At 62.7% G+C, this 22,823-nt stretch carries 23 protein-coding genes; 10 read left to right on the top strand and 13 right to left on the bottom strand.

Going from position 1 to position 22,823, the window contains the following annotated elements; all coding sequences use genetic code 11:
- Nucleotides 1–116: 116 nt before the first annotated feature.
- Both AC070A_RS02125 and AC070A_RS02130 read right to left on the bottom strand, forming a co-directional pair.
- On the bottom strand, nucleotides 117–341 hold the full coding sequence (locus AC070A_RS02125) for a hypothetical protein (protein WP_162727998.1): 225 nt from the start codon (nucleotides 339–341) through the stop codon (nucleotides 117–119).
- Between the two features lie 325 nt (nucleotides 342–666).
- Nucleotides 667–1,794 (bottom strand): ATP-dependent DNA helicase, encoded by a 1,128-nt coding sequence (locus AC070A_RS02130; protein WP_057253637.1) that lies wholly within the window; start codon nucleotides 1,792–1,794, stop codon nucleotides 667–669.
- Nucleotides 1,795–2,333: 539 nt separating this feature from the next.
- On the opposite strand from AC070A_RS02130, the gene AC070A_RS02135 reads away from it, so the two are divergent.
- Entirely contained in the window at nucleotides 2,334–3,422 is a 1,089-nt protein-coding gene (locus AC070A_RS02135) for an AbrB family transcriptional regulator (RefSeq protein ID WP_244495689.1), read from the top strand.
- A 12-nt stretch (nucleotides 3,423–3,434) separates the two neighbouring features.
- Here AC070A_RS02135 and AC070A_RS02140 read toward each other — a convergent pair whose 3' ends face one another.
- Nucleotides 3,435–4,319 carry a LysR family transcriptional regulator gene (locus AC070A_RS02140; RefSeq protein ID WP_112994822.1) on the bottom strand — a complete coding sequence of 295 codons (885 nt, stop codon included), beginning with the start codon at nucleotides 4,317–4,319 and terminating at the stop codon, nucleotides 3,435–3,437.
- 96 nt (nucleotides 4,320–4,415) lie between these two features.
- On the opposite strand from AC070A_RS02140, the gene AC070A_RS02145 reads away from it, so the two are divergent.
- From AC070A_RS02145 to AC070A_RS02160, 4 genes are all read left to right on the top strand, one after another.
- The gene (locus tag AC070A_RS02145; RefSeq protein WP_112994821.1) at nucleotides 4,416–5,399 is read left to right on the top strand and encodes a quinone oxidoreductase family protein; all 984 of its coding nucleotides are present in this window, start codon (nucleotides 4,416–4,418) and stop codon (nucleotides 5,397–5,399) included.
- A 256-nt stretch (nucleotides 5,400–5,655) separates the two neighbouring features.
- The gene (locus AC070A_RS02150) at nucleotides 5,656–6,030 is read left to right on the top strand and encodes a COG4315 family predicted lipoprotein (RefSeq protein WP_057253632.1); all 375 of its coding nucleotides are present in this window, start codon (nucleotides 5,656–5,658) and stop codon (nucleotides 6,028–6,030) included.
- On the top strand, nucleotides 6,014–6,568 hold the full coding sequence (locus AC070A_RS02155) for an RNA polymerase sigma factor (RefSeq protein ID WP_057253630.1): 555 nt from the start codon (nucleotides 6,014–6,016) through the stop codon (nucleotides 6,566–6,568). Before AC070A_RS02150 ends, AC070A_RS02155 begins: the two co-directional genes overlap by 17 nt.
- Nucleotides 6,565–7,398 (top strand): anti-sigma factor family protein, encoded by an 834-nt coding sequence (locus AC070A_RS02160; RefSeq protein WP_492384654.1) that lies wholly within the window; start codon nucleotides 6,565–6,567, stop codon nucleotides 7,396–7,398. Before AC070A_RS02155 ends, AC070A_RS02160 begins: the two co-directional genes overlap by 4 nt.
- 37 nt (nucleotides 7,399–7,435) lie before the next feature.
- Here the strand turns inward: AC070A_RS02160 and AC070A_RS02165 are convergent, their stop codons facing one another.
- From AC070A_RS02165 to nthA, 5 genes are all read right to left on the bottom strand, one after another.
- Nucleotides 7,436–8,281 carry a glycosyltransferase family 2 protein gene (locus tag AC070A_RS02165; RefSeq protein WP_112994819.1) on the bottom strand — a complete coding sequence of 282 codons (846 nt, stop codon included), beginning with the start codon at nucleotides 8,279–8,281 and terminating at the stop codon, nucleotides 7,436–7,438.
- A 31-nt stretch (nucleotides 8,282–8,312) separates the two neighbouring features.
- On the bottom strand, nucleotides 8,313–9,215 hold the full coding sequence (locus tag AC070A_RS02170; protein ID WP_375374104.1) for a glycosyltransferase family 2 protein: 903 nt from the start codon (nucleotides 9,213–9,215) through the stop codon (nucleotides 8,313–8,315).
- 233 nt (nucleotides 9,216–9,448) lie between these two features.
- A complete protein-coding gene (locus AC070A_RS02175) occupies nucleotides 9,449–9,823 on the bottom strand; it encodes a nitrile hydratase accessory protein (protein WP_057253624.1) in 375 nt (124 codons plus the stop codon).
- The gene (nthB, locus tag AC070A_RS02180; protein ID WP_057253623.1) at nucleotides 9,810–10,469 is read right to left on the bottom strand and encodes a nitrile hydratase subunit beta; all 660 of its coding nucleotides are present in this window, start codon (nucleotides 10,467–10,469) and stop codon (nucleotides 9,810–9,812) included. The genes AC070A_RS02175 and nthB overlap by 14 nt, the downstream gene beginning before the upstream one ends.
- Complete coding sequence (nthA, locus tag AC070A_RS02185; RefSeq protein ID WP_113737432.1) at nucleotides 10,466–11,104, bottom strand: nitrile hydratase subunit alpha; 639 nt, start codon at nucleotides 11,102–11,104, stop codon at nucleotides 10,466–10,468. The genes nthB and nthA overlap by 4 nt, the downstream gene beginning before the upstream one ends.
- Nucleotides 11,105–11,562: 458 nt before the next feature.
- Between nthA and AC070A_RS02190 the strand changes: the two genes are divergently transcribed.
- The 3 genes from AC070A_RS02190 (at nucleotide 11,563) to AC070A_RS02200 (ending at nucleotide 15,296) form a co-directional block, all read left to right on the top strand.
- A complete protein-coding gene (locus tag AC070A_RS02190; RefSeq protein ID WP_197423424.1) occupies nucleotides 11,563–13,197 on the top strand; it encodes a DUF1254 domain-containing protein in 1,635 nt (544 codons plus the stop codon).
- A gap of 324 nt (nucleotides 13,198–13,521) precedes the next feature.
- Nucleotides 13,522–14,817: an SDR family oxidoreductase gene (locus AC070A_RS02195; RefSeq protein WP_112994832.1), complete on the top strand. Its 1,296-nt coding sequence runs from the start codon at nucleotides 13,522–13,524 to the stop codon at nucleotides 14,815–14,817.
- A gap of 2 nt (nucleotides 14,818–14,819) precedes the next feature.
- Nucleotides 14,820–15,296, top strand: coding sequence for a DUF2269 family protein (locus tag AC070A_RS02200; RefSeq protein ID WP_057254395.1), 477 nt, complete (start codon nucleotides 14,820–14,822; stop codon nucleotides 15,294–15,296).
- Here the strand turns inward: AC070A_RS02200 and AC070A_RS02205 are convergent.
- Complete coding sequence (locus tag AC070A_RS02205) at nucleotides 15,288–15,881, bottom strand: LysE family translocator (RefSeq protein WP_057253616.1); 594 nt, start codon at nucleotides 15,879–15,881, stop codon at nucleotides 15,288–15,290. The two genes, AC070A_RS02200 and AC070A_RS02205, sit on opposite strands and share 9 nt — an antisense overlap.
- Before the next feature lie 239 nt (nucleotides 15,882–16,120).
- Here AC070A_RS02205 and AC070A_RS02210 point away from each other — a divergent pair, with 239 nt between their 5' ends.
- Nucleotides 16,121–16,966, top strand: coding sequence for an aldo/keto reductase (locus AC070A_RS02210; RefSeq protein ID WP_057253614.1), 846 nt, complete (start codon nucleotides 16,121–16,123; stop codon nucleotides 16,964–16,966).
- Nucleotides 16,967–16,986: 20 nt separating this feature from the next.
- On the opposite strand, the gene AC070A_RS02215 is transcribed toward AC070A_RS02210, so the two are convergent.
- Entirely contained in the window at nucleotides 16,987–17,949 is a 963-nt protein-coding gene (locus AC070A_RS02215) for an acyl-CoA desaturase (protein ID WP_492384655.1), read from the bottom strand.
- A gap of 179 nt (nucleotides 17,950–18,128) precedes the next feature.
- Between AC070A_RS02215 and AC070A_RS02220 the strand changes: the two genes are divergently transcribed.
- On the top strand, nucleotides 18,129–18,473 hold the full coding sequence (locus tag AC070A_RS02220) for a metalloregulator ArsR/SmtB family transcription factor (protein ID WP_057253609.1): 345 nt from the start codon (nucleotides 18,129–18,131) through the stop codon (nucleotides 18,471–18,473).
- A gap of 275 nt (nucleotides 18,474–18,748) precedes the next feature.
- Here AC070A_RS02220 and AC070A_RS02225 read toward each other — a convergent pair whose 3' ends face one another.
- The 3 genes from AC070A_RS02225 to AC070A_RS02235 all read right to left on the bottom strand — a co-directional run bounded on the left by AC070A_RS02225 (nucleotide 18,749) and on the right by AC070A_RS02235 (nucleotide 22,534).
- Nucleotides 18,749–19,765: an NADP-dependent oxidoreductase gene (locus tag AC070A_RS02225; RefSeq protein WP_057254393.1), complete on the bottom strand. Its 1,017-nt coding sequence runs from the start codon at nucleotides 19,763–19,765 to the stop codon at nucleotides 18,749–18,751.
- A 394-nt stretch (nucleotides 19,766–20,159) separates the two neighbouring features.
- Complete coding sequence (gene ilvN / locus AC070A_RS02230) at nucleotides 20,160–20,732, bottom strand: acetolactate synthase small subunit (protein WP_034792687.1); 573 nt, start codon at nucleotides 20,730–20,732, stop codon at nucleotides 20,160–20,162.
- A 23-nt stretch (nucleotides 20,733–20,755) separates the two neighbouring features.
- Nucleotides 20,756–22,534: an acetolactate synthase 3 large subunit gene (locus tag AC070A_RS02235; RefSeq protein WP_110878477.1), complete on the bottom strand. Its 1,779-nt coding sequence runs from the start codon at nucleotides 22,532–22,534 to the stop codon at nucleotides 20,756–20,758.
- Nucleotides 22,535–22,823: the final 289 nt, after the last annotated feature.

The following is a 22,823-nucleotide window of genomic DNA, read 5'->3' on the forward strand; positions in this document are numbered from 1 at the left end:
GTCTTATCAGACGCGCAAAGGTCGCTGTAGCACTTTGATTTTCTGCATGTCTTTGTCCTTAAATCGAGCTCGATTTAAGGAGACATGCAGTAGGTCAAAAGCCCGGACTGGTGAGCCTAATTTGCTTCGTCGATACATACCGAGCGGATGTCGCCATTGCTCAGCGTCGTCTTGCACCGCTGGTTCGATTTGCAGTTAGGGTCACCGTTGCCCGTCACGACACCGCCAACGCGCTCACATTCCTGGGCAGTCAGTTCAGCAGAGCCGACCGTGGTCTGTGGGCCGGTTGCTCCAGCCTTGACCGACGGCGATTTCACCAGCGGCTTCTTGGTCTCTGCCACCAGAGCCAGGTCCTATGGATTTGCAGCGGTGGGGCTGGTCCAGGACGGACTGTTTGTCATGTTGATAGGCGCTGCGTGGATCGTCGTTGCAAAGCCTATTGAGAATGCGGCGACGGAAAGGAAGCGAGCCCGAGACATTTTGCCCTCCACAACCGGTGGTGAAGCTATGATATTAGCAGCAAACAGGGCGGTGCGGAATCCACGTGTCGCTTGGCAGAGAAACGGGTTGTATCCGCCAGCCGAAATCGCGTCCACTATGCTGACAAAAGGCCTCGACACGATGATCCTGTTGATCGGCAACGTCGCACCCCTTCCGTAGCCGCCCTTAGCGAACGATCGTCAGCCGCTCGGCAGCACGGGTAATCGCGGTGTAGAGCCAGCGCTCGCGGGTATCGCGGAAGGCCCAGCTCTCGTCGAACAGCACGACATTGTTCCACTGCGAGCCCTGCGCCTTGTGCACCGTCAGAGCATAGCCGTAGTCGAACTCGTCGTAGCGTTTGCGCGTCGTCCAGGGGATCTCGCCCTCGACGTCCTCGAAGGCTGCCTTCAACAGCTTGATCTTGGCCGCACCGCGATCCATGTCGTCGTCTTCAGGCCGGATCATCAGGTTGATGCCGGGCTTCACCGTTTCCTTCGACGAGCTCATCACCTGCCACAGCGAACCGTTGAGCAAGCCCTTGGCCGGATCGTTCCTGAGGCAGACCAGCTTGTCGCCGGACTGCGGATAGTCGCTGGTGAAGCCCTTGAGTTCGCGCAGACGCTGGTTGTAGCGCCGGCGGGTCTTGTTGGTGCCGACAAGCACCTGGTCCGCCTCCAGCACCAGCTCCTGGTTCACCTGCCCGCGACCGATCACCTGCGTGGTGCCGTAGTCGCCATGCATGATCTCGTTGCCTTCGCGCACCTGCATGGCGAGCTGGATGATCGGATTGTCGCGCGCCTGACGATGGATGTCGGTCAGCAGATAGTCCGGCTCCTGGTTGGTGAAGTAGCCGCCGCCGGATACCGGCGGCAGCTGCCCGGGATCGCCGAGCACGAGGATCGGCGTGCCGAAGCTCATCAGGTCCTTGCCGAGCGCCTCGTCCACCATCGAGCATTCGTCGACGATGATCAGCGCGGCCTTGGCGACCGGGCTCTGGCGGTTGATCGCAAACATCGGCGCGATCGAGGTCTTGCCGGTTTCCTCATCGGAAACCTCCTCCTCGCCGCGCGGACGATAGATCAGCGAGTGGATGGTCTTGGCGTTGCTGGCACCCTTGGAGCGCAGCACCTGCGCGGCCTTGCCGGTGAAGGCGGCAAACAGCACGTCGCCATCGACATGTTCGGCGAAGTGCCGGGCCAGCGTCGTCTTGCCGGTGCCGGCATAGCCGAACAGACGGAAGAGCGGCGAGCGGCCCTCTTTCAGCCACTGCGAAACGGCCTTGAGGGCCTCATCCTGTTGCGGTGCGAACTGCATGGGCTTGAGTGTCAGGATTCGGGCGGCACACGCAAGCCCGGATTTATGGGCTGCACGGCCCCTGTGACGGCAGGTTGGCGAGCACTCCGCGGCAATTCACGAAATTGCCACGCAAAATCAATATCTTTTTGCCTGACCGCATCTGTCGCGCTACCCGAGCCAGAGATCTTTTGTTCACGTTTTTTTCTCACAACGCGCGTTCGTCACACAGCTGCAAGCCTTCCCGGCAAGTGTGGCGACACCGCTCCCCTTGTTTCCGGCCGACGGCAGCAGTGGCACTTTCTTGCCGTGCCCCTTGAATGCAACGCCGCATTGTTGCTAACGAGCGGGACATTGATGGCGCCGCGATCCCGCCGCTGCATGTTTCCTTAAATCCTATCTGATTTAAGGACCAAACATGCAGTAATTCAAAGTGCTACAGCGACCTTTGCGCGTCCCATAAGACGCGCGGCGCTGTAGTGACGACCATCGCTCGAAGCCCGTCGAGGCCGGCCACGAATGGCCGCTCCGCCTTTACGGGGTCATGCCGGAGAATGCCCGTGACGACCGACAAGCCCAAAGCCGCGTCCTCTCCGGAAAAGGTCGGCATCGGACGGCTGGCCCCGTGGCTGCAATGGTGCCTGCTCTCGGCAATCTCCATTGTGCTCGCCTCGTTCTTCGAATTCATCGGCCTTCCGGCCGGGCTGTTGATGGGCCCGATGCTCGGCGCCGTTCTCGTCGGCATGAACGGCGGCACGATCCGGCTGCCGCGGCAGCTCTTCTTCTGCGTGCAGTTCATCCTGGCGATGATGATCGCCGGCGCTATGACGCCGGGCATGCTCGTGACCTTCTCCGGCAACTGGCCGCTGTTCCTCGCCGTCATCCTCTCGGTCATCGCCGTCAGCACGCTCTGCGGCTGGGTGATCACCCGCATGCGCATCCTGCCGGGCACGACGGCGATCTGGGGCTCGTCGGCCGGTGCCGCCTCGACCATGCTCTTGATGGCCGATGCCTACGGCGCCGACGCCCGCCTCGTCGCCTTCATGCAATATCTGCGCGTGATCTTCGTCGCCAGCACCGCAACGGTCGTGGCGCATATGTGGGTCACCGGGGCTGAAGCCGAGCAGACCACGCACTGGTTCGCGCCGATCGACGGCTTGCTCTTCCTCGAGACCATGGCCGTCGGGCTCGGCGCCGCCCTTGCCGGCCGCTTCCTGCGCGTGCCGGCCGGCGCCTTCCTGCTGCCCTTCCTCGTCGGCGCCGTGCTCAACGTCAGCGGCGTCATGACCACCGTGCTGCCGCAATGGCTGCTGGCGCTCTGTTTTGCGGCTCTCGGCTGGAACATCGGCCTGGGCTTTACCCGCCAGATCCTCATCCACGCGCGCCGCGCGCTGGTGCCGACGGTCATCTCGATTATCGTGCTGATCTCCTTCTCGGGTCTGCTCGCGGTGCTCCTGATCAAGGTCGTCGGCATCGATCCGCTGACCGCCTATCTCGCCACCAGCCCCGGCGGGCTCGATTCGATCGCGGTCATTGCCGCATCGAGCAATGTCGATCTTTCCTTCGTCATGGCGCTGCAGACCGCCCGCCTTCTGATCATCACCATGATCGGTCCAGCCCTCGCCCGCTTCGTCGCCGACCGGGCTTGAGCCGCTTGGCATCTACACGCCCGACCGCACCTTGAAGCGCGCCAGCGCCGTGATGACCGCCTCCTTGACCAGTTGCACCCGCGGCAGTTCCGCCGCCTGTTCATGGACCAGCATCCAGAGATCGGGGGCCAAGGGCGTCACCTCCGGCAGCAGAGGCACGAACCCTGCCGACTGGACCGCAAAGGCGGGCAACACGGCAAGCCCTAGCCCGTTTTTCACCGCCGCCATCTGCGCACCGAGGGAGGTGAGACGCATCGACGGCTGGAGACCGGGGCAGAGCGTTTCGACCCAGGCCACCATGATCAGGTAACTCAACTCCTCGCTCCAGCCGATCACCCGGTGGCGGTAGAGGTCAGCCGGCGTACCTGGCGTACCGTGGCGTTCAAGGTAGCTGGGTGCTGCATAGAGGCCGAAGGCGAGAGAGCCGATCTTGCGCTGACGATAATTGCCCTGCTGCGGCCGGACGAGGCGCAGCACGATATCCGCCTCCTCACCGATCAGCCGCACCGGCCGGACGCTCGAATGCATCTCAAGGCGGATCTCCGGATGGCTTCGCAGGAGCCCCGCCAGCCCGGGCAACAGCACCTCCTGCCCGAGCAGTTCCGGCACGTCGATACGGACCGGCCCGGCGAGATCGCTGTCCTTCTCGCGCGCCGTGCGCTCGAAGACGCGCATCTGCGCCTCGGCGCGCTCAGCCGGCGCCAGCAAGTCTTCGCCGGCGGGCGTCAGGTCGTAACCGTCGCGATGGGACCGGAAAAGCTTGACCTGCAACGCCGCTTCCAGTGCCTCGACCCGGCGCGACACGGTCGATGCGCTCACACCGAGCCTGGCCGACGCGGCACTCAACGACCGCGCATTGGCCACGGCCAGAAAGAACTTCAGATCATTCCAGTCCATTTGCTTTCCATTTTTGGAAAATCGGTTTGCGCAAAGGTTTCTCGACTGACGCTGAAAAATCAAGCAGATTCCGCGAAATCCCTTGGAGAGAGCAGCATGGCGATCGAGACTGAAGCCTTCCGATTTTCCGAATTTGGCGCGCCAGAGGTGCTCGCTTTCAAAGCCGAGACACTGGCCGACCCCGCGCCCGGCCAGATCCAGATCCGCCACCTCGCGATCGGCGTCAATTACATCGACATCTATCATCGCCGCGGCACCGCCCCCCTCCCGCTGCCAAGCGGCCTCGGCGTCGAAGGCGTCGGGGTCGTCACGGCACTTGGCGAAGGGGTGGCGGGCTTTGCTGTCGGCCAACGCATCGCCTATGTCGGCGGTCCGCCCGGCGCCTATGCCACCCACCGCAACTTGCCCGCCGCCCGGGCGCTGGCGCTGCCCGACGCGCTCGACAGCCTTGAGGTCGCAGCACTCGTCTTCAAGGGGCTGACGGTCGAGTATCTGATCCGCCGCTGTTTTCCGGTGAAACGCGGCGACACGGTGCTGTTTCATGCGGCGGCCGGCGGCGTCGGCTCGATCGCCTGCCAGTGGCTGAAGCACCTCGGAGCAACCACCATCGGCACGGTCAGCTCCGCCGAAAAGGCCGAGATCGCCCGCGCCAACGGCTGCGATCATGTGATCCTCTATACCGAGGAGGATTTTCGGGCGCGTGTCGCCGAGATCACCGGCGGCAAGGGCGTCGATGTTGTTTATGATTCTGTCGGCGCCGAAACCTTCGCCAAATCGCTCGATTGCCTGCGCCCGCGCGGCACGCTGGTTTCGTTCGGCGCCTCCTCCGGCCCGGTGCCGCCGCTTGACGTCTCCTTACTTGCGGCCAAGGGTTCGCTCTATGTTACCCGCCCCTCGATCGCGCATTACACCGCAGACCGAAGGGAATACGAGACGGCGGCGCGAGACCTGTTTGGCGCGATCCAGGCAGGGATCGTTCGCGCCTCCGCCATCACCACCTATCCGCTGTCTGAAGCGCGCAAGGCGCATGAGGACCTGGAGGCCCGTCGCACGACCGGGTCCGTGGTTCTGCTGCCCTGAACAGCGGGCTGCTTCCAGCAAATCACCGTCCTTTTGCCGGCCGCGCGATTGCCGATCGCGCGGCCGGTCGCTCCGTTTGCTTCGGTTCCGGCAGCGAAATGGCGGAACCGAAACAGCCACCAGTTTTCCGGGAATAAATCCCCCGCGCACCGTGTCTCACGGTTGGATCTGCAAGCATGCGGCTCTTGCGGAACGGGACGAGGAGGCATCCGCCCGTTTCCGGATAGGAAAATCATCTTGAGGAAGGACAATTGCCATGAGAACGTTTCCATTGACGATCGCCATGCTCCTTGCCGCCAGCGTCACGGCCTTCGCCGCGCCGCCGGTCAAGGAAGTCGAATCGGCCAAAGGCAAGGTACTGGCCGGGGAAAACGGTATGACGCTCTATACCTACAAGGACGACCATGGCGGCGTGTCCAGCTGCTACGACAATTGCGCCAAGAACTGGCCGCCCTTCCTGGCGGAAGCCAGCGCCAAGGCCGAAGGCGCCTATACGCTGGTCGAGCGCAAGGACGGCAAGAAACAGTGGGCCAAGGACGGCATGCCGCTCTATTTCTTCGTCAAGGACAAGAAGATGGGTGACATTACCGGTGATGGCGTGAAGGGCGAATGGGATGTCGCAAAGCCGTAATGGCGGCAATGCGGATGCGGGGGCCGAAAACCCCGCATCCGACCGGTTCGAAGAGGACGTGCTGGCGCTGGTGCCGGCGCTGAGGCGCTATGCCCGCAGCCTCGTGCGCTCGGATCCGGATGGCGAGGACCTGTTGCAGGATTGCGTGGAGAAGGTGCTTTCGCGCCGCGCGCAATGGCGCGGCGTCAACCTGCGCGCCTGGGCCTTCACCATCATGACCAATCTCGGCCGCAACCGGCACCGCTACCTCTCCATGCACCCGCAGGTGGCGCTGGAGGAGGATCTGGGGCTCGAGGCGGAGAACCGCGAAAGCGACCCGCTCGAACGCTCCAAGCTCGAACGGGCGCTGAACGGCCTTTCCTCGGAAAACCGCTCGGTGCTGATGCTCGTGGTGATCGAGGGATACCGCTACCAGGACGTGGCCGAGATGATGGCCATTCCAATCGGCACCGTGATGTCGCGGCTCTCACGCGCCCGGCGCCAGCTTGCCGAAGCCATGAAGGACGACAATGTGATCAGCATGCGGAGACCGAAATGACGGAAGATCTCAACACCGTCTCCGAAGACGACCTGCACGCCTATGTCGACGGTTTCGTGACCCCACGGGAACGCGAACGGATCGAGCAATGGCTGGAGAGCAACCCCGCCCGCGCCGAAGAAGTCAGGCAATGGCAGGCGCAGGCGGTGGACCTTCGTGCGCTCTTCGCCGGCTACGCCCACAGCGACACAAACGACCGCGCCCTGCTATCGAAACGCCGCAACGATCTTCCGCAATCGGACCCGGACAAGGGCAAGCGATCCGCCACCGGCCATCTGCGCGCCATCGCCGCCGGTCTCGCCCTCTTTGCCGTGGGCGCGCTGACCGGCCTCTACGCGCCATCTCTGTTTTCCGCCGATGGCGGCAACCAAACGATCGAGACCGCCGACAGCTTTCCGCGGCAGGCGCAATCAGCCTTCCTGGTCTATGCCAGCGAAGTGCGCCACGCCGTCGAAGTGGGCGCCGACGAGCAGAGCCATCTCGCCACCTGGCTCGGAAAACGCCTCGACCATCCGCTGTCGATCCCCGATCTCTCCTCGCTCGGCTTCTCGCTGGTCGGCGGCCGGCTGCTGCCGGTCAATGGCAAGGCGGGTGCGATGTTCATGTATGAGGACGGCACCGGACGCAGGCTCACCGTGCTTCTCGGCCGCAACGACGACAACCGCGAGACCAGTTTCCGTATCGACAGCGTCGACGGCGTCGAGACCTTCTACTGGATCGACGGCCCGATCGGCTACGCCGTCACCGGCGAGGTGCCGCGCAGCCTGCTGCAGCAGGTGGCCGACGAATGCTACCGCCAGTTCGACAAGAGCGAGGCGACGGGAAGTTAAGGTCGCGGCGCGCCCTCTCCGGCGCGCCTCCGCCCGATCAGAAGAAGCCGAGCAGCTTGTAGCGGGTCTTGCGACGCGCGTCGTTCCAGAACATCCGGAACAGCAGGAACTTTGTCCACGGCGACATCGGCGGCAGCTTGTCCTTCAGCCGGTAGCAGCCGACGGTGTAGTCCCAGCGCTGGGCAAACTTCTGCCGGAAGGTCTTGGCGCCATAGCGCTGAACCGATCCCGAACCCTCGATGAAATGGAACTCGGGGCCCTCCACATAGGCGACGAGATCGCGCACCACGAACTCCGTGACGATGTAGGAGGCGCCGGTCCAGGGATAGCTGAACTCCGCATAGCGCCGGAGCAGGATCTCCAGGCTGCCTTGCGACCGATAGATGCCGTAGACCCATTCGGAAGGATAGCTCAGATTGCGCGGGATGTTGCCGTCGCGCACGCGCTGGGCAAAATTGAAGACGTCGCGGTTGGGGCTGGCAAGGCGTCCCTTGCCGTTGTTGAAGCGCCTGACGTCCGAAACCCCGAGCAGCTTGGTCTTATCCGCGTCCAGGGCGGCGACGAGGCGCGACAGGTAGTCGAGCGTCGAAAAGTCGTCGCAGGCCCTGAGGCAAAAATATTCGCCGAGCTCAGTGCCAAGGTGGAAGCACTTGAGGAAGTTTTCGTCAGCCTTGAGATGGACCTCGTTTTCGAGAACCTCGAAACGAGGATCCTTCGCCGCGAAAGCCTTGGCGATCTCCAGCGAACCGTCGGTCGACCTGTTCTCGACGATGATGGCGCGAAAATCCCTGAAATCCTGATCTGCGATGCACTGCAGGCACTTTTCCAGGGTCTTCGCACCATTGAAGACCGGAAACAGAACGACGAGTTTCGCCTTCTCCATTCTCACTCCAAGCTATTCGCCGAGCCGCGCTTCAGGCGCGCTCAAGCCGCGTTATAAATCCGAGATCCAGCAATTGCCTCGATCCGGTGAAGCGCACCGAAACATCCGACGTCAATTGCAGACCGCCGGCGTTTGCGATGTTCTCCTTGATCTTCACATAGACGGCGGAGGCATCGAAATACTGCCCGCCTGCCGCCGCCGCATCGACGACCTCGGCATAATCGGCGAAGAACTTGAAATGCAGCAGCACGCCCATGGCGGCTGGAAAATTCCGGTCATAGGGCAAGGGCTGATGGATGCTGGGCCCGAAACAGCACTCGCCGTCCCAGAACAGCAGCGGATACTTGACCATCTCCAGGTCGGTTCCGAACTTGCGATAGCGCGGTCCGCCCTTGACGCTGAAGGCCCGCTTCATCGCCTGCATGGCGTAGCCGGTGGCATCGAAATGATCGGCAATTTCCCAGGGGGCCTGTTGCTCCAGCTTTTCAACGTCGGCGCGCTCGAGATCCACCGGATACATGTCGAGCATGGGGGCGAGCATGCGGCGGGCGCCCATGCGCTCCAGCGCCGGAATGAGCCACTTCAGTCCGCGTTCCTCATAGCCGTCATAGACGAGATACTCGTCGGAATCGACATTGACGTACCATCGGCCGGTGCCGTAGCGCTCGAACAGCGTTTCCCGCCACTCGCGCCCGCGCCGCGCCTCCTTGAAGCGGACGATGGACGACCAGACATCGACGTCCGGCTGCGCCACCAGATATTCGCGCGTGCCGTCGGACGAGACGTCGTCGATGCAGATGAAGCGCGTCACCCCGAGCTTGCGGTAATGCGCCAGGAACGACGGCATCAGCTTGAGGTCGTTGTGGGTGATGAACATCAACGGGATATCGTCGGGCGACAAGGTCGCCGGCCCGCGCGCGTTCAGGCACGTCAACGCGTGCCGGCGTCTCTTTTTTCTCTCCCGCCGGGCCATCCTTTTGGTTTCCAACCATGTGCTGAGGCGTTCGAGCGGCGTTCTTTTGAACATCTCCGCCGCCGCCTCCATGGAGGAAAAAGGATATCGCGTTTCGCCCACGGCAAGCTCCAGATCGTTTAGATTAGCAGCCTCTACGTGAAAAACCGTCTGCGATCAACTTGCGAAAATCCTGCCGATCGGAGCCTTCGAAATCAGGGCCGCTCAGGGTCGTTGGCGAGCACGATCGGGTGCCCGTGCGGCGTCGCTTCCGCCGCCCGCTGCCAGCTCTGCGTCAGGTGCTCCAACTCACGGCCAGACGCGATCGAGAGCTCGGTGACGAGGCGCGAGAGCGCGGCTACCCAGCAATCGTAGTAGTCGCTGGCATCCGCCTTGCGACCAGGCTTGTAGAGCTCGGCCGAAAGCGCCTCGGCCCATTCCGGCCAGGAGAACACGCCCTTTTCATGCAGGCGTACGGTCATGGCGAAGGCGTTCGCCTGCCAGGGCTCGGCAAAGACAGGATCGCCCTCCGGCGATTTCGGCAGTTCGGCCGAGGCAATGAGCGGCGATGTCACCTTACACGTGTTCAAGGTAGCTCTCCCAGGCATCGATCGAGACCGTCAGCGTCGGATCGGCGCCCTCGCCCCAAATCTCGGGCCCATCGAAGACGACCGTATACACCCATTGCGGATTTTCGCCGCGGCCATGGGCGTTATCGTCAGGAAAGACGAAGAAGCCCTGCACCGCCTCTACCCGGCCGAGCTTGGCGCGAGCGTAGCGCGGCAGCCGCGTGTGGGTCTCCGGATTGAAATTCTTCGTCTTCACCGGGTCGCCGGCAGCAAAGCGCGGCAATCCTTCGGCCGGGCGGTCGCAAGGCGCGCCCTTCGCCAGCACGCCGGCCACCATGTCGGCCTTCAGCACCCGCTTCGGGCTCGCACACGGCTCCAGCCTGTGGCCGCCATCGAGCTCGGCCTGACTTACAAAACCATGGCGTTTGAGCAGGGTCTCCAGCGCGCGGGTCCAGATCTCGTAATAGCTCGCCGAAAGATAGGTCGCCGGCGGCAGGCTTTCGCGCGCATGCCGGCTTTCGTCGATCGTCCAGGCGCCGAAGGCGCCGCAGGAGAGCGTGACGCCGAGCGCCCGCTTCTCCCATTCGCCGTGGAAATAGGGCTCGTCCTTTTCCGGCGCCACGGGGCCGAGGCCGTGCGCGCCGCCGAGATCGTGCGGACCGTTCATCGAAGCGTCTCCCCGGAAAGCGCGAGCCCCGTGCCGATCATGGCATCGCGCGTCACCAGCCCCGCGAGTTCCTCCTCGCTGAAACCGTCGGTATCGGCCGGACGCTCTGGGATCACCAGATAGCGCAGCTCCGCCGTCGAGTCCCAGACGTGGATGCGCGTTGTCTCCGGCAAGATCAGACCGAACTCCTGGAGCACCCCGCGCGGATCGATGACCGCGCGCGAGCGATAGGGCGGCGCCTTGTACCAGACCGGCGGCAGGCCGAGCACGGACCAGGGATAACAGGAGCAGAGCGTGCAGACGACGAGGTTATGGGTCTCGGCCGTATTGAACACGGCGCGCATATGCTCGCCCTGCCGGCCGGTATAGCCGAGGCTGGCGATCGCTTCGGTCGCATCGCGCTTCAGCCACTCGGCAAAATCGGGATCGACCCAGGCCTTGGCCACCACGCGGGCACCGTTGCGCGGGCCGATCTTCGTCTCATAGGTCTCGACGATCGCGTCGATCGCCGCCGGATCGATCAGCCCCTTCTCGGTCAGCACCGTTTCCAGCGCCTTCACCCGCGCTTCCATGTCGGTGAAATGGTTGTCATGGTGATGATGGTCGTGATCGTGACCATGATGGTGTTCGGACATTGCCTGGCTCCTCGCAACGGCGCACCCCTCGGGCGCAGACGGCGCTGCCTCCTCACTCGCGCGATAGTGGTAGCTGATGAGATCCGGATTCGAAATCGAATTCATCAGCGACCGGCGACCAGAATTGTCACCGTAACAAGTCCGGTTCCATGCGAACCGGCAGCATTGAAAAATGCGCTATTATGTAGGATCCACCAACGCGCGAGGCTAAAGCCAGCAAGAGCGCCGTTTTCCACGTATGTTGCAGTAACGTAATTGCTATTTCACGGCCTCGTGAAAGGGTTCACGCTGTCCGATTTGCAGACCCGCTGACTCAAACTCTCATGAAGACAAACTTGTCCAAAAGGTACTCGCGGAGCATGCTCGGGAGTCGGGAAACGTGCATCGCGCCATAGACATCCGGCAACGTGGTGTTGTCCGCGCCAATCCAGAGTCTTACTCAACAAATGGAGGGCAGCATGAAACCTATTAGAAGCAAGCTTCCACTATTTGCAGCTCTTGTCGCCGCAACCATCGTCAACGGCGGAAATCCAGCTTTTGGCCAGACGGCGACCGAAATCCCACCGATTCTGGTTACCCCGGATAAAGTAGAGTCTCGCATCGGTACGCTCAATTTCAAGGATGGCGCGCCGAGTGCAGACACCGTCGACAAGGTTTATGACACGCTTGATTTCACTCGCGCCCTTGACGCGTTCCTCAACAGCTATGGCGGCGCATCGGCCTATGCGATCCGCAAGGGTCTTCTCAGCATCGGCGCAGAGGACAACACGGTCACCCTTTACCCTGAACTGATGGATTCGAAGTCGCTGTTCCTCACGGCCAATGCCGATACCGTCTACTATTTCAGCATCGTGGATCTGACGAAGGGGCCAACCGTGGTCGAGCAGCCTCCTATGGGGGTAGGCACGATCAACGACATGTGGTTTGGCTGGATCATCGATGTCGGGTTCCCCGGTCCCGACCGCGGCGAAGGCGGAAGATACCTGCTGCTGCCACCAGGTTATGACGGTCCGGTTCCGGAAGGTGGTTTCTATGTTGCGCGGTCGAAGACGAACCGGGTCATCTATGCATCTCGCGGTTACCTTGTAGACAACGATCCGAAGCCGACCGTCGAGAACATCAAGAAAAATATGAAGATCTATCCCTACACGCCGGGCGGTGTCGGCACGAGCATCGCAACGGCGCTCGAAGGCAAAGTCAGGCTTGAAGTGAATCCGCCGGTTCCTGAAACCAAGTTCCTCGAGGCGAGCGGCAAGGCGTTCAATACGATCCCCCCAAGCGACTATTCGTTCTTCGAGATGATCAACGCCAATGTTCAGGCCGAGCCGGCCGATTCCTACGATCCGGAACTTGCAGGCCAGTTGGCAGCCATCGGTATCGTCAAGGGCAAGGAATTCAACCCGGACGACCGGATGAAGAAGATTCTGACCGATGCAGCAGCGGTGGGAAACGCGGCCAGCCGTGTGTTGAACTGGCGTTTCAGCGGGCCCCATCCTGATTGGTCGTACTATCCAGACTCAATGTGGGGAAACATGCTGTGGCAGGGTGGCGCAAATTTCGAAACGCCGCCGCCGATGATCACAAAGGATGGCCTGTTCGACCCGCTACCGCCGACTGGCGCGCGTACCCTCGATTCCAAGACGGCCTTCTACTTCGGCTACACGCTCGACTCGCCCGGCATGATCATGCGGCTCCCCAAGGTCGGGTCGCAATATCTCATGGGTTTCCTGGACGCCAACAAGAACGACCTCGACGGCGGCAAGACCTACAAGGTCACGCTGCCGAAGGACATTCCGGCGGCAGCGTTCTGGTCCTTCACGCTCTACGACAACCAGTCGCGCTCGATGCTACAGACGCCGCAAGGCTACCCGCGCGCCGGCAGCCAGAGCTATCCATCGCCTGCCGCGGAAGCGGAACCGGATGGCTCGACGACGATCTATTTCGGCCCAACCCAACCCGAGGGGGTGAAACGCGGCAACTGGATCCAGACCATGCCCGGCAAAGGCTGGTTTACGCTCCTGCGTCTCTACAGTCCGCTGGAATCGTTCTTCACGAAGGAATGGCGGCCGAGCGAGATCGAACTCGTGCCCTGATGGTGGGAATGTGGGAGCAATGCTGACAAATCGCGGGGGAAGTAGCCTCCCGCGAGGTGCGACGTGATCGCGAGAATTCACACCACCGCTGCGCCTTGCCCATGTGATCGGCGCCGCCGTGCTTTTCGGCACCGGCGCACCCCTCGGGCGCAGACGGCGCTGCCTCCTCACTCGGGCGATAGTGGTAGCTGATGAAATCCGCATTCGAAATCGATTTCATCAGCGACCGGCAACCAGAATTGTCACTGTAACAAGTCCGGCCGCGACTAAACTTTGACGATACATGATGCTTTCGCGCGCAACCGCCTCCGCTATTCTAGCCGCATGAAGGTTCTGATTCTCGGCGCCACCGGCTTCATCGGCTCGACCCTACTCGATCGTCTTGTCAGCGACGGACACATGGTAACCGGCCTCGGCCGCCATGTCGCGAGCGCGCGGCTGAAACGGCCGCAGGCGCAATGGTTCGCCGCCGACCTCGCCGACATGCGCGCTGCCAGCGACTGGCGACGGTTGGTCGAGGCCCATGACGTCATCGTCAACTGCGCCGGCGCGTTGCAGGATGGTTTGGCCGATGATGTCGGTGCGACCCAGGAGACGGCGATGCTGGCGCTTTATGCGGCTGCGAAGGCATCGCCGCTGCGGATCGTCCAGATCTCCGCACCCCAGATCTCAGCGTCATTGGGCGGCGCCGGCAGCGACAGCGCCTTCCTCGCCACCAAGTTCCGTGCCGACAAGGCGCTTGCGGCAAGCGGCGTGGCGCATGTCATCCTTCGGCCGGCGCTGGTGCTTGGCCGCAACGCCCATGGCGGTTCGGCCCTGCTCCGTGCCCTTGCCGCCCTGCCCTTCGCCATCCCGCTCGTGCACGTGGGGTCACGCGTCGAAACGGTCGCCATGAGCGATGTTGCGGAGGCCGTCAGCGCGGCCGTTGCCGGGTTGATGCCCGAAGGAAGCGATCTCGTGCTTGGCGACGAGACACCGCCGACGCTTGGCGAACTCGTGGCATTGCACCGTGAGTGGCTTGGCCTGCCCGCCGCCAGAACCGTCTCGTTGCCCGCAGCACTTGCTGCACCTGTCGGTTTCCTTGCCGATATCGCCGGCGGGCTTGGCTGGCGTTCGCCGCTGCGCTCGACAGCACTTTCGGTGATGGCCGGCGGCGTTTCTGCCGCGGGTTGGCCCCGAGCCCCCGGCCCGTTCCTGTCCGCCCGCCAGAGCCTTTCAGCCAATCCATCGGGCGCTCAGGATCTCTGGTTCGCCCGGCTCTACCTGCTGAAGCCGCTGATGGTCGTCGGGCTTTCGCTCTTCTGGCTGCTGTCCGGACTGATACCGCTTTTTGCCTTCGACGCTGCTCGGCAGCATTTCCTGCGGTTTCTCACCGATGGCCCGGCCACGGCGATGACGTTTGCAACCTGCCTTGCCGATATCGCCCTTGGCATTTCCGTCCTCGTCCGCCCCTTGGCGAAGCGTGCGCTGCTGGGCATGCTCGCGCTGACTTTCGGTTATCTCGCCACAGCAAGCCTCGTCGAACCCGCACTCTGGGCCGAACCGCTCGGACCGCTCGTCAAGGTCCTGCCTTCGATCCTCGCCACACTTGCGACGCTTGCCATTCTGGATGAACGCTGATGCTGCTCGAAGATGTACTGCGCCTTGCCCATGTGATCGGCGCCGCCGTGCTCTTCGGCACCGGCGCAGGCATCGCCTTCTTCATGCTGATGGCCCGGCGCACCCGCGATGCACGATTGATCGCCCATGTCGCCGGAACGGTGGTCATCGCCGATACGGTCTTCACCGCCACGGCCGTGCTGACACAGCCAATCACCGGCTATCTGCTGGCGACGAGCATCGGCTGGTCGCTGACGGAAGGCTGGATCGTGTTGTCGCTGATCCTCTATGTGGTCACCGGTCTCTTCTGGCTCCCGGTCGTCTGGATCCAGTTGCGGCTGCGCGATCTTGCCCGTCTTGCAACGGCAAACGGTGCGTCGCTGCCACAGGAATTCGACCGGCTCTACGCCATCTGGTTTGCCTGCGGTTTCCCGGCCTTCCTGGCCGTGACCGGCATCTTCTGGCTGATGCTCACCAAGCCGCAATTCGCACTATTTTAGCATCGGCCAGAGGCTGACGACGAGCAGTACCGCCATGGTGATGTTGAACCACTTGAGCCGCGACGGCTCCGACAGCCATTGGCGGAGCGCCGAGCCGAAGCCTGCCCAGGTGGAAACGCTCGGCACATTGACCAGCGCGAAGACCAGACCGACGACCAGCACGCTGAAGAGGTAGCTGTCGCTGCTGGTATAGGTCGCCATCGCCGAGACCGCCATGACCCAGGCCTTGGGGTTGACCCATTGGAAGGCGGCAGCAGAAAGGAAGGTCATCGGCTTGGCGCCGGCCTTGCCTTCGCCGAGCGAACGCGAGGTGCCGATCTTCCAGGCGATCCAGACGAGATAGGCGCCGCCTGCGAATTTCAACGCCGTGTAGAGCAGCGGCACGGAGTGGAGCAGCGCGCCGAGACCGAAGCCGACGGCGATCAAGAGCAGGAAGAAGCCGGCACCGATGCCCAGCATATGCGGAACGGTACGCACGAAGCCGAAGTTCACGCCCGATGCGAACAGCATCATGTTGTTCGGTCCCGGCGTGATCGATGTGGTGAACGCAAACAAAAACAACGCCAGAAGCGTATCGGCCTGCATGGTTTCCTCCGGCTCAATTGGGTCAACATAATTGACCTATTGACCGGCACCAGTCGCGAACTTGTCACCATGACAAATTGACGACGGCCATCTCATCGACCTTTACGCGAAATTAGCCGGCCGCAGCGCGATACTGCTTTGCCCGACGGCGTGGGCTCGAAAGCGCGATGCTTTGCGCTAGATTGCCGATCGGACAGAACAACCGCCCGTCCAACACATACGCCTGCGAGGAGAGCCCGATGCATGATCCGATCCCGACAACCACGCTACCCGATGGCCGCCGCGTGCCCGTGCTCGGGCAAGGCACCTGGCGCATGGGCGACGCGCCGTCGCGCAAGAACGATGAAGTGAAGAGCCTGCAGCTTGGCCTCGATCTAGGCATGACGCTGATCGACACCGCGGAGATGTACGGCAATGGCGCCTCGGAGCGGGTCGTTGGCGAAGCGGTCAGCGGCCGGCGCGACGAAGCCTTCATCGTCAGTAAGGTGCTGCCATCGAATGCCAGTCGGATCGGCACCGAAGCCGCATGCGAACGCAGCCTGAAGCATCTCGGTATCGACCATATCGACCTCTATCTCCTGCACTGGCGCGGCGGCTATCCGCTCGCCGAAACCGTCGCCGCCTTCGAGGCGCTGAAAAAGGCCGGCAAGATCGGCGCCTGGGGTGTGTCGAATTTCGACGTCGACGACATGGAGGAATTGCTTGCGGTGCCGGACGGAAAGAACGTCGCAGTCAACCAGGTGCTCTACAACCTCTCACGCCGCGGCATCGAATTCGACCTTTTGCCCTGGTGTCAAAAGCGTGGCATCGCGATCATGGCCTATTCGCCGCTCGACGAAGGCCGGCTGCTCCGCCATCCGGATCTCATCCACATCGCCAAGGCGCATCAGGCGACGCCATCGCAGATCGCGCTTGCCTTCCTCAAAACCCGTCCCGGCGTGATCTCGATCCCCAAGACCGGTTCGGCGGACCGCGCCCGAGAAAACCTCGACGCGATGGACATTCACCTGACGGCGGAAGACCTCGGCGACCTCGACCGCGCCTTCCCGCCGCCGAAGCGCAAGCGATCATTGGAGATGATCTAAACCAGCCGCCAGCTTAAGCATTACCGCAGCAACGCGCGCAGGACCGGACAGGCCCCTCTCTGGCCGGTCAGTCCTTCCGGACTTGCAACGATGCGTCTGAGACCGGCGCGTCGTCGCGTATTGGACGGCAGCTTGATCGCCGAAGCCAGCCCCAGGCGCGAAAGCAGGCGGATGAACCACCAGCCCAGATCGATCTGCCCGTCCTCGATCCCGAGCCTGGCGGATTCCGGAAAGGCGTGGTGGTTGCCGTGATAGGCTTCACCGAAGGTCACCAGACCGAAACGCGGCAGGTTGTAGCCCTGCACCGCGACGCCATCGACGCGCCACCCCTGCTCGCCGCCGCGATGGGCGAAGTGACCGACCAGCCAATGACCGGTGAGCGAGACGGAAACACGGACCGCCACGCCCCAGATCACCCAGGAAATGCCACCGAAGACGAAAAGCACCAGCGCCAGCGGCGCCTGCTGCAGCATCCATGTCACTTCAAGGAAGCGATAGAACCGATCCTGCGCGACACGGTCTTCAATGATAAATCGCGGCGGATGATCGAGCGCGACCACGCAATGCATCTGCCAGAAGGCGTCCTGAAGGAAAGGTCGGCGGTGCGCGAAGAGATCGTGGCAGGCCTGCTGGCGCTGCGCCCAATCGCGAATGTCATGGGCGTAGATCATGCCGAACGGCCCGGCCATGCCGACAAGCACACCGAAGGTGACGAGGATGCGCTCGAGCCAGAGCGGCGCCTCAAAAGAGCGATGGATCAGTAGCCGGTGCATGCCAACCGAATGGCCGAGGCAGATCGTAAGGGCCGTCAGAACGATGAAGATCACAAGGGCGTCCACCGAAAACGTCATTGGCGCACCGATAACGGCCACGAGCGTCATTCCGGAGATCCAGAGCGACTTGCCCGGAACCCAGACGACCCGGCCGTTCACCGGTTCGCTATCGCGCAGCGCTATCATTCTGCCAGTCGACACGACATCCATGGCACCCTCCACGACAAAACCCTGACCAGTTTTTCAGGCAACACTGAAGGACCCGATTGAAAACAACCGGCGCAGAAGTTATTTAGGAAATAAACTAATTACATATTTACCCGCGAATAGGTATTTAGGCAATATCCTAATTACCTATTGATCGACCTGCCGGCGACAAAGGAGATTTTGTGAACGACGACACGCTCAACCCTGATGCAGGCGGATCGGCGCAACGGGTGTTCAACGCACTATCGTCGCTGCATCGGCGCAAGATTCTGGCCTATCTCTCAGCCTCCAGCCTGACGGCGGGCGAGATCGCCGAGCGCTTCAACATGAGCAAGCCCTCGGTGTCGCAACATCTGACCGTGCTGGAGAACGCCGGCTTGATTGCCAAGGAAAAGCGCGGCCAGTTCGTTCACTACACCATTGTGACCAACAATCTGATCAACACGCTGAACGGCTTTGCCCAGGAGGTCTGCCCGGTCAGCCGTCCTCTCAAGCGGGAGAGCGAAGCCAAGGCGAAGTCAAAGTAGGACAGCCCTCATCCGGCCTGACGGCCACCTTCTCCCCGCCTGCGGGGAGAAGGAAATCGCCGCGCCCGCTCGCCCCAACAAAACCGTTGGCGTCCTGCTCGTCCCTGAAAGAACTCCGGGCGGTCAGCGCACAACCGCGTCCCCTCTCCCCGCCTGCGGGGAGAGGGCTAGGGTGAGGGGCTGTCAGGGGGCGGCAGCCCGCGTAACCCACGCTGGAAATCATAGTCCCTACGGGCCGCGGTTCATGGCGGCGATGCCGTTGCGGCAGACTTGGGTCAGCCGGAGCGACTCCCGATCTCCACCACCACCTTGCCCTTGGCGTGGCCGGATTCCAGATAGGCAAAGGCTTGCGCTACATCCTTGAGCGGAAACACGCGGTCGATGACGGGCCTGATCGCCTTGGTCTCGATGAGATCGGCAAGTTCGGCAAGCTCGGCACCATCAGGATGCATGAAAAGGTAGCGGTAGGCGACGCCATGTTTCCTGGCGACGGCGCGGATCCGGTAGGATGCAAGCCAGAAAAGCGCCCTCAGGAACAGGCCACGGCCGAGGTCCTTTCGCGCGGTTTCAGGCTCGGGCATGCCGGCGATGGAAACCACTTTGCCGCCGCGCTTGACCACGCCGAACGACTTCATGAGCGTTTCGCCGCCAACCAGATCGAAGGCGCCGTCCATGTCGCGCAACTGCTCCTCGAACCGTTCTGTCGTGTAGTCGATCACCACGTGCGCGCCGAGCTCTTCGACAAGCGCACGGCCACGCGTCGACGCCGTGGTCGTCACCTCCGCCCCCAGCCATTTCGCCAGCTGGATCGCGAAGGTGCCGACGCCGCCGGCGCCGCCGGGTATGAAGATCCGGCTGCCTTGGCTCACATGAAGCTCGTCGCGCAGCGCCTGTAAGGCCGTGAGGCCGGCAAGCGGCACGCCGGCTGCCGTGTTGAAATCGATCGATGCGGGCATCTTTGCCAGAAACTGTTCAGGCACGACCGCATACTCGGCCAAGCCGCCCATGGCCTCCTTGGGCATACGCGCAAAGACACGATCTCCCGGCGTGAAGGACGTGACGTCTTCTCCCAGCGCCTCGACGACGCCGGCAAGTTCGTTGCCCATGACGGTTGGCAGCGAGTAGCGCTGGACGACCTTGAGCATGCCTTCCCGCGTCTTGTAGTCGACGGGATTGAGACCTGCGGCGTGCACCCGCACGAGCACCTCGCCGCGCGCGGCTCGCGGACGCGGCACGTCACGCAGCTCGGCAGCATCAGGGCCGCCGTATCGTGTGAGTACCAATGCCTGCATCGTGGAGCTCATCCGGCACCTGATATCTTCGGATTTCCTGTCCGGGATTAGTCGGCGAGAAATGCCGGCGAAGTCAACAGAGTGGCGTCCGGCAGGTTCCATCGAGGTTCAGCCTGCCCCTCATCCGGCCTGCCGGCCACCTTCTCCCCGCCTGCGGGGAGAAGGACACGCGTGGCGACCGTCGGGCACAAGCGCACCACGTCGATTGTAGAGACGCTGGTTTTTTGGAAAGTCTGGAAGGGAGAGGCACGAACGGCGCCAGTCCCCTCTCCCCGCCTGCGGGGAGAGGGCTAGGGTGAGGGGCATTCCCAGCCCAAGAGCGTGAGCGCAAATCCAGCTTGAGGGCAGCGACGGGCGCCAAGATCGCATGAGCGGCCCCTCGCCCGCGCAAAAATCACATGCCCTGCGGGCCGCGGTTCATCGCCGCAATACCCGTGCGGCAGACTTCGATGAGGCCGAGTGGCTTCATGATGGCGATGAATTGCTCGATCTTCGACGGCTTGCCGGTGATCTCGAAGACGAAGTGATCGATGTTGGCGTCGATGACCGAGGCGCGGAAGGCGTCGGCCAGCCGCAGCGCCTCGACGCGGTGGTCGCCCGAGCCATGCACCTTGACGAGCGCCAGTTCCCGCTCGATCGGCCGGTCGTGGCCGAGGCTTGCGGCGCGGACCGTCAGGTCGACGACGCGGTGGACCGGCACCAGCCGCTCGAGCTGGTTCTTGATCTGGTCGAGCACATGCGGCGTGCCGCGCGTCACGATGGTGATGCGCGACAGGTGCGCCTCGTGTTCCGTTTCCGAAACCGTGAGGCTTTCGATGTTGTAGCCGCGGCCGGAGAACAGGCCGATGACGCGGGCAAGGACGCCCGGCTCGTTGTCGACGAGAACCGAAAGCGTGTGGGTTTCGGCGACCTCGGTCTCCTTGGCGATGAAGTAGGCGGAGCCGGTCGGTTGAAGGTGTGCGTTCATGTCAGTTGGTTCCTCTACCTATCTCAGACGAGCTGACGGCCCTTGGCGTCGATCGCGTTGGCGACCGCTTCGTCCGTGGCTTCGTCGGGCAACAGCATCTCGTTATGAGCCTTACCCGAGGGGATCATCGGGAAGCAGTTGGCGAGATTGGCAACGCGGCAATCGAAGATGACGGGCGCCGGCGTGTCGATCATGCGGCGGATCGCATCGTCGAGTTCGCCGGGCTTGTCGCAACGGATGCCGACGCCGCCATAGGCTTCCGCCAGCTTGACGAAATCAGGCATCGCCTCGGTGTAGGAGTGCGACAGGCGGTTGCCGTGCAAGAGCTGCTGCCACTGGCGAACCATGCCCATGTACTGGTTGTTGAGGATGAAGATCTTGACCGGCAGGCCGTACTGGACCGCGCAGGACATTTCCTGGATGCACATCTGGATCGAGGCGTCGCCGGCGATATCGACGACGAGGCTGTTCGGATGCGCGACCTGGACGCCGATGGCGGCCGGGAAGCCGTAGCCCATGGTGCCGAGACCGCCCGAGGTCATCCAGCGGTTCGGCTGCTCGAAGCCGAAGAACTGCGCTGCCCACATCTGGTGCTGGCCGACTTCCGTGGTGATGTAGGTGTCGCGGCCCTTGCTCAGCTCATAGAGTCGCTGGATCGCATATTGCGGCATGATGACGTCGTCGTTCGGCGCATAGGCGAGCGAGTTGCGGGCGCGCCACTTGGTGATCATCTCCCACCAGTCGGAAAGCCGCGCCTTGTCGGCGCTCTTGGACGCGGCGCGCCACAGGCGAACCATGTCTTCCAGAACCGTGCCGACATCGCCGAGGATCGGCACGTCGACGCGCACGTTCTTGTTGATCGACGACGGGTCGATGTCGATGTGGATCTTCTTCGAGTTCGGCGAGAACGCGTTGAGGCGGCCGGTGATGCGGTCGTCGAAGCGGGCGCCGATGCAGATCATGACGTCGCAGTCATGCATCGCCATGTTGGCTTCGTAGGTGCCATGCATGCCGAGCATGCCGAGCCAGGCCTTGCCGGAGGCCGGATAGGCGCCGAGGCCCATCAGCGTCGAGGTGATCGGGAAGCCCGTCAATTCGACCAGCTCGCGCAGGAGATGCGAGGCTTCCGGACCGGAATTGATGACGCCGCCGCCGGAATAGATGATCGGCTGGCGCGCATTGCGCATCAGTTCGACCGCTTCCTCGATCTTCTTCAGATCGCCCTGCTTCTTCGGCTGGTAGCTTTTCTGGGTCGGAACGGCTGATGGAGGCGTGTAGGTGCCGGTCGCAAACTGGATGTCCTTCGGGATATCGACGACGACGGGACCCGGGCGGCCGGACTGGGCAACGCGGAAAGCCTCATGGATGATGCGGGCGAGATCGTTGACGTCCTTGACCAGCCAGTTGTGCTTGGTGCACGGCCGGGTGATGCCGACGGTGTCGCATTCCTGAAAGGCGTCGGAACCGATCAGCGAGGTCGGAACCTGGCCGGAGATGCAGACGAGCGGGATGGAATCCATCAGCGCGTCCTGCAGCGGCGTCACCGCATTGGTGGCGCCGGGACCGGAGGTGACCAGCATGACACCGACCTTGCCGGTCGAGCGGGCATAGCCTTCGGCCATGTGGCCGGCGCCCTGCTCGTGGCGAACGAGGATGTGCTGGATATCGTCCTGCTGGTGGATCTCGTCGTAGATCGGAAGCACGGCGCCGCCCGGATAGCCGAAGATATGCTCGACGCCGTTGTCTCTCAGTGCCTGGAGAACGATCTCCGCGCCTGTCATCTGGTTTTCTGTACCGCTCATTGACTTGCTTCCGTCCCTTTTCCCAGTTGGGTGCTTAGCTTGTTTGAAGGCATAAAAAAAGGCCCCGTCAGGAGCCTCGTTCAGCGCATGGGTGGCTACCGCCGGATGGTTACACCATCCTGCCCATGCGCCGTCCCACCACAAGAATAACCGCGAAATTTTTCATGGGCCGAGTTGATAACCACAAAAGCCCAAGGCGTCAACGGCTTTTAGTTACACGATCGGGCTTCCGCGCGGAACATTGTTGCGCAAGCAGGGGCGCCCGACCCGTGGCCGGTTGAGAAAACCG

It is taken from the genome of Ensifer sp. GW101-20A05, assembly GCF_059424735.1.

Bases quoted from the DNA above. Each gene is read 5' to 3' on its own strand.
- AC070A_RS02130 (WP_057253637.1), bottom strand. From the start codon at position 1,794: ATGCAGTTCGCACCGCAACAGGATGAGGCCCTCAAGGCCGTTTCGCAG.
- AC070A_RS02140 (WP_112994822.1), bottom strand. From the start codon at position 4,319: ATGGACTGGAATGATCTGAAGTTCTTTCTGGCCGTGGCCAATGCGCGG.
- AC070A_RS02145 (WP_112994821.1), top strand. From the start codon at position 4,416: ATGGCGATCGAGACTGAAGCCTTCCGATTTTCCGAATTTGGCGCGCCA.
- AC070A_RS02150 (WP_057253632.1), top strand. From the start codon at position 5,656: ATGAGAACGTTTCCATTGACGATCGCCATGCTCCTTGCCGCCAGCGTC.
- AC070A_RS02155 (WP_057253630.1), top strand. From the start codon at position 6,014: ATGTCGCAAAGCCGTAATGGCGGCAATGCGGATGCGGGGGCCGAAAAC.
- AC070A_RS02160 (WP_492384654.1), top strand. From the start codon at position 6,565: ATGACGGAAGATCTCAACACCGTCTCCGAAGACGACCTGCACGCCTAT.
- AC070A_RS02165 (WP_112994819.1), bottom strand. From the start codon at position 8,281: ATGGAGAAGGCGAAACTCGTCGTTCTGTTTCCGGTCTTCAATGGTGCG.
- nthB (WP_057253623.1), bottom strand. From the start codon at position 10,469: ATGAACGGTCCGCACGATCTCGGCGGCGCGCACGGCCTCGGCCCCGTG.
- nthA (WP_113737432.1), bottom strand. From the start codon at position 11,104: ATGTCCGAACACCATCATGGTCACGATCACGACCATCATCACCATGAC.
- AC070A_RS02190 (WP_197423424.1), top strand. From the start codon at position 11,563: ATGAAACCTATTAGAAGCAAGCTTCCACTATTTGCAGCTCTTGTCGCC.
- AC070A_RS02195 (WP_112994832.1), top strand. From the start codon at position 13,522: ATGAAGGTTCTGATTCTCGGCGCCACCGGCTTCATCGGCTCGACCCTA.
- AC070A_RS02205 (WP_057253616.1), bottom strand. From the start codon at position 15,881: ATGCAGGCCGATACGCTTCTGGCGTTGTTTTTGTTTGCGTTCACCACA.
- AC070A_RS02210 (WP_057253614.1), top strand. From the start codon at position 16,121: ATGCATGATCCGATCCCGACAACCACGCTACCCGATGGCCGCCGCGTG.
- AC070A_RS02215 (WP_492384655.1), bottom strand. From the start codon at position 17,949: ATGGATGTCGTGTCGACTGGCAGAATGATAGCGCTGCGCGATAGCGAA.
- AC070A_RS02225 (WP_057254393.1), bottom strand. From the start codon at position 19,765: ATGCAGGCATTGGTACTCACACGATACGGCGGCCCTGATGCTGCCGAG.
- ilvN (WP_034792687.1), bottom strand. From the start codon at position 20,732: ATGAACGCACACCTTCAACCGACCGGCTCCGCCTACTTCATCGCCAAG.
- AC070A_RS02235 (WP_110878477.1), bottom strand. From the start codon at position 22,534: ATGAGCGGTACAGAAAACCAGATGACAGGCGCGGAGATCGTTCTCCAG.